The sequence below is a fragment of the uncultured Pseudoflavonifractor sp. genome (genome assembly GCF_944387805.1).
GTDB lineage: Bacteria > Bacillota > Clostridia > Oscillospirales > Oscillospiraceae > Pseudoflavonifractor.
The window spans coordinates 1-4,965 of sequence record NZ_CALXGI010000098.1 but is presented as its reverse complement, the minus strand read 5'-3'; the positions used below and the strand labels follow the sequence as shown (position 1 = coordinate 4,965).

Genomic DNA, 4,965 nt, shown 5'->3' with positions numbered 1-4,965 from the left:
CCCCTTTAGGGGTATTGTCTGTATTATGCCCTTATAGGGCTTAATCAAGCCTCCGGCTTAGCCGGAGGTTGTGACTCCGGGGAGAAATTACCCGGCGTAGTCAGCAGCGGACTGGCCGGAGATGCGGCCGAAAACGATGAAGTCGGCCACAGCATTGCCGCCCAGACGGTTCGCGCCGTGGATACCGCCGGTAACCTCGCCGGCGGCGAAGAGGCCGGGGATTACATTGCCCTCAGTGTCCAGTACCTGGGCGCTGGTGTCAATCTTGATGCCGCCCATGGTGTGGTGCACGCCGGGGGCAATCTGGATGGCGTAGTAGGGGGCGGTGTCCAGAGGATTGGCAAAGCTGGTGCGTCCAAATTCGTCGTCCCTGCCGGCGGCCACAGCGGCGTTCCACTTCTCCATGGTGGAGGCAAAGGCGTCGGCGGGAACGCCCATGGCCTCAGCCAGAGCTTCGTAGGTGTCGCCCTGAACAGTGTAGCCCGCCTTGATGTACCCGGCGATGACGCTGGAAGCGTCCACCATCTTCTGGTCCACAACCAGCCAGGCATAGCCGCCGGTCTGGGCCAGTTCAGCGGCGGACACGGCGTCGCGGGTGCCTACTTCATCGCAGAACCGCAGGCCCTCGGCATTGACCAGAATGGCGCCGTCGCCCCGGAGGCCCTCGGTGATGAGAGCGGAGGTCTTTTGCTCAACAGTGGGGTGGATCTGGATCTGATCCATATCCACGGTGGCGGCGCCTACGGCCTCAGCCATCTTGATGCCGTCGCCGGTGATGCCAGGGGCGTTGGTGGTGACAAAGCCCTTCAGGTCAGGGCGTAGCTCGGCCACCATGTCCAGGTTGGCGCCGAAGCCGCCGGTAGCCAGCACTACGCTCTTGGCGTTGACGGTGTAGCCGTCAGCCTTGACGCCCACAGCGGCGCCGTTGTCCATCAGAATCTCGGTGGCAGGGGCGTTGTAGATGATCTGCACGCCGTTATCCTCACAGGCCTTCTGGAGAATGGGAACCACATAGGAACCCACGGAAACAACTTTGCCGTCAGCGTCCACAGGACGGTGGATACGCTTGACGCTGGCGCCGCCGAAGGAGCCCACGTTGTGCAGGTCGGCGCCGATGGTGGAGAGCCATTCAATGGCAGGGGCGGAGTTCTCGGCCAAGGTCTTGACCAGGTCATAGTTGTTGATGTCCTGGCCGCCTACCATGGTGTCCAGGATAAACAGCTCCACGCTGTCAAAATAGCCGGTGGGGTTGGCCTTGTAGGCGTCATACTGGGCCTGAACAGTGGCCACCAGATCGGCCAGGTCAGGGTAGGTCTCAGCGGCGGTGGACAGGGTCTTCTCCACACCGGCGTCCTCAGTGAACTCGTTGGCATCCTGCCACGGAGTCTTGGCGGCGTTCATGCCGCCGGTGGAACGGACGGAGTTGCCGCCCACCATGGAGGTCTTTTCCAGGATAACCACGCTCTTGCCGGCCTGGGCGGCGGTGATAGCGGCGGTCATGCCGGCGCCGCCGGCGCCCACGACCACTACGTCAACGTTCAGGGTCTGCTCCTCGGTGCCGGTATCATCACCGCTGGAGATGGGCGTCAGGGAGGCGGGGTCCACTCCGGCCAGGGTCAGAGCGGCATTGACGGCCTCAATGAAGGCGTTGCAGGTGATGGTGGCGCCGGAGATGGTATCGATCTGGCTGGACTGGGCGTCCACCACGGCCTGGGGCAGGGACTCCAGAGCGGCCTCGCCGATGGCGGGGGTCTCGTCAGACTCCAGAACCTCTACCTTTTCAATCTTGTCGGCAGACAGGGTGACGGCTACCTTGATGGTGCTCTCCATGCCCTTTGCCTCTCCCTCATAGGTGCCGGGGGTGAATTTGCCTGCGGACACGGGGGCGGAGCCGCTGGGCTGGGCGCTGCCGTCAGGTGTGCCGCCGGTACAGGCGGTCAGGCTGAAGACGAGAGCGAGCGCCAGAAACAGAGCGCTGAGTTTCTTCATCATTCCACGTTCTCTCCTTTAAATGGTATAGGATGGATTTCATACCAAAACACTTACTGTTTTGGCGGCACCCCTTTATACCATAGGATGGGAGAAAAAGCAATAACTTTGTCGTTAAATTATCAATCATTAGAATACAATTGGTTTATATACACAAAAGGAGACTATATTTGCAATGTAAAATGGGTAATGTAAAGAAAGAAGAGGACTTTACAGACCCTTTACAAACTGCTGTGGGACAACTTTACAAAGGTCAAGTATACTAGTCCATGTTCGAAGGAACAACACGAAATGAAGAATGAACAAGACGATTGGAGAATGAACGAAATGAAAAAGATTTCCGCACTCTTCCTTGCCCTGGCCATGTGCGTGGGCCTGATGGCCGGCTGCAGCAGCACCGGTGATACGCCCAACAGCGACCAGCCTGCCTCCTCTCCCTCCACCAGCACTCAGACCGATGTCCAGACCAGCACCCAGCCCAGTGAGAACACCGAGCTGTCCGGCGTTGTGAACCTGAACGGCTCCACCTCCGTGGAGAAGCCCATCCTGGCCATGGCCGAGGCCTTTAACGAGATGTACCCCGACGTGAAGGTGAACTACGACCCCACCGGCTCCGGCACTGGCATCAACGCCGCTCTGCAGGGCACCTGTGATGTGGGCCTGGCCAGCCGTGACCTGAAGGAGGAGGAGACCTCCCAGGGCCTGACCGCCACTGTCTTTGCCCTGGACGGCATTGCCATCATTGTCAACAGCGAGAACCCTGTGGCCGACCTGACCCTGGACCAGATTGCCAAGCTGGCAACCGGCGAGATCTCCAACTGGAGCGAGGTCGTGGACGGCTATGACGCCCCCGTAGTCCTGATCGGCCGTGAGGCCGGGTCCGGCACCCGCGACGGTTTCGAGTCCATCACCGGCACTGAGGACACCTGCGTCTACACCCAGGAGCTGACCTCCACCGGCGCTGTCATTCAGGCTGTTGCCGGCAACCCCAACGCCTTCGGCTATGCCTCTCTGTCCGCCGTTGAGAGCGCGGACGGCGTGAAGGCCGTCTCCGTTGAGGGCGTGGCCCCCAGCGAGGCGACGGTTCTGGACGGTACCTACAAGGTGCAGCGTAACTTCAACTTTGTGTTCAACAGCAGCAAAGAGCTGTCCCCCGCCGCTCAGGCGTTTGTGGACTTCGCCCTCTCCGCTGACGCCGCCGACTTGATTGCCGGCGCCGGCGCGGTGCCCCTGGCCTGATAAAACCCTGAATTGTTGGCCTGAGGCGCCTCCGCACAGCCTGCGGAGGCGTCTCAGGCTGACTGAATGTCCGCCCGAAAGGAGCTTTTTCCAACTATGGATGAAACGCTGCATATCTCCAACGCCCGGGAGTCCCAGCCCCGGAAAGCTGAAAAAACCAGAGAGAAGAAGGATGGGGGACCCCGGCCCGGCCAGCGCAGTCCGCTGCGGGTCATGGAGCTGGTAATGAACGGAGTCTTTTTCTTCTGCGGCATTGTTGCTATCGTCTTTGTACTTTTCATCAGCATCTACCTCATCATCTCCGGCCTGCCCGCGATTTCCAAAATTGGCCTGGTGGACTTTCTCTTCGGCCAGACCTGGGCCTCCACCGCCAAGGACCCCCAGTTCGGCATCCTGCCCTTTATCCTCACCTCTATCTACGGCACTGCCGGAGCGGTGGTGCTGGGCGTGCCTGTGGGGCTGATGACCGCCATCTTTATCTCCAAGGTGGCGCCCCGGAAGCTGGCCGCCGTTGTGCGTCCCGCGGTGGATCTGCTGGCCGGTATTCCCTCTGTGGTGTACGGCCTTATCGGCATGATCGTGCTGGTTCCCGCCGTGCGCAAGGCCTTTAACCTGCCTGACGGCGCCAGCCTGTTTGCCGCCATTATCGTGCTGGCCGTCATGATTCTCCCCTCCATCATCAGCGTCTCCGAGACAGCCCTCAACGCGGTGCCCCGGGAGTATGAGGAGGCCTCCCTGGCCCTGGGGGCCACCCACATTGAAACTGTGTTCCGGGTCAGCGTGCCTGCGGCCTCCAGCGGCATTGCCGCCTCGGTGGTGCTGGGTATCGGCCGCGCCATCGGTGAGGCCATGGCCATCATGATGGTGGCGGGCAATGTGGCCAACATGCCGGGACTGTTCAAGTCGGTCCGCTTCCTCACCACTGCCGTGGCCAGCGAGATGTCCTACGCCGCCGTGGGCTCCCTCCAGCGTCAGGCCCTGTTCTCCATCGCGCTGGTGCTCTTTGTGTTCATCATGCTCATTAACGTGGCGCTCAACGGCCTGCTGAAAAAGAACCGGAAGGATTAAATGTCCGCCGGTTCCACCTATGAATTTTCCCAAAGGGATGGTATACTAAATGGAAATGAAACGACTTTCCGGACGGCGGCGGGCCTACGACAGGGGCCTGCGGTTCCTGCTGTACCTGTGCGCTTTCCTCACCTGCGCGCTGCTGGTGGGCATCATCGGCTACATCTTTATCCGTGGCCTGCCCAATGTGACCTGGCAGCTCCTCTCCACCAAGCCCAGCACCATCAAGGGCACCATCGGCATCCTCCCCAACATTCTCAACACCCTCTATATCGTCTTTATAACCCTGATTATCGTCCTGCCTCTGGGCGTGGGCGCGGCCGTGTATCTGACCGAGTACGCCAGGAACCGGAAGCTGGTCTCCGCCATTGAGTTCGCCACCGAGACACTCACCGGCATCCCCTCCATTATCTACGGCCTGGTGGGCATGCTCTTCTTCGTGCAGTTCTGCGGCCTGGGCACCTCTCTGCTGGCTGGCGGCCTGACCCTGGTGGTCATGACCTTGCCCACCATCATCCGCACCACCCAGGAGAGCCTGAAAACAGTGCCCCAGTCCTACCGGGAGGGCGCGCTGGGTCTGGGCGCGGGCAAGTGGCACATGATCCGCACCATCGTCCTGCCCTCCTCTGTGGACGGCATCGTCACCGGCTGCATCCTGGCCATCGGCCG

The 4,965-nt window shown here is 60.9% G+C and carries 4 protein-coding genes; 3 read left to right on the top strand and 1 reads right to left on the bottom strand.

All coding sequences use genetic code 11. From position 1 onward, the window contains the following. Nucleotides 1-87 precede the first annotated feature (87 nt). Entirely contained in the window at nt 88-1,992 is a 1,905-nt protein-coding gene (locus Q0K06_RS13640) for a flavocytochrome c (RefSeq protein ID WP_294553641.1), read from the bottom strand. Nucleotides 1,993-2,316: 324 nt separating this feature from the next. On the opposite strand from Q0K06_RS13640, the gene Q0K06_RS13635 reads away from it, so the two are divergent. From Q0K06_RS13635 to pstA, 3 genes are all read left to right on the top strand, one after another. Next, nucleotides 2,317-3,228: a phosphate ABC transporter substrate-binding protein gene (locus Q0K06_RS13635; protein WP_294553639.1), complete on the top strand. Its 912-nt coding sequence runs from the start codon at nt 2,317-2,319 to the stop codon at nt 3,226-3,228. Between the two features lie 213 nt (nt 3,229-3,441). Next, complete coding sequence (gene pstC / locus Q0K06_RS13630) at nt 3,442-4,296, top strand: phosphate ABC transporter permease subunit PstC (protein ID WP_294553643.1); 855 nt, start codon at nt 3,442-3,444, stop codon at nt 4,294-4,296. A 49-nt stretch (nt 4,297-4,345) separates the two neighbouring features. Beyond that, nucleotides 4,346-4,965 (top strand): phosphate ABC transporter permease PstA (gene pstA, locus Q0K06_RS13625; protein ID WP_294553637.1); only part of this gene is annotated, 620 nt, incomplete at its 3' end.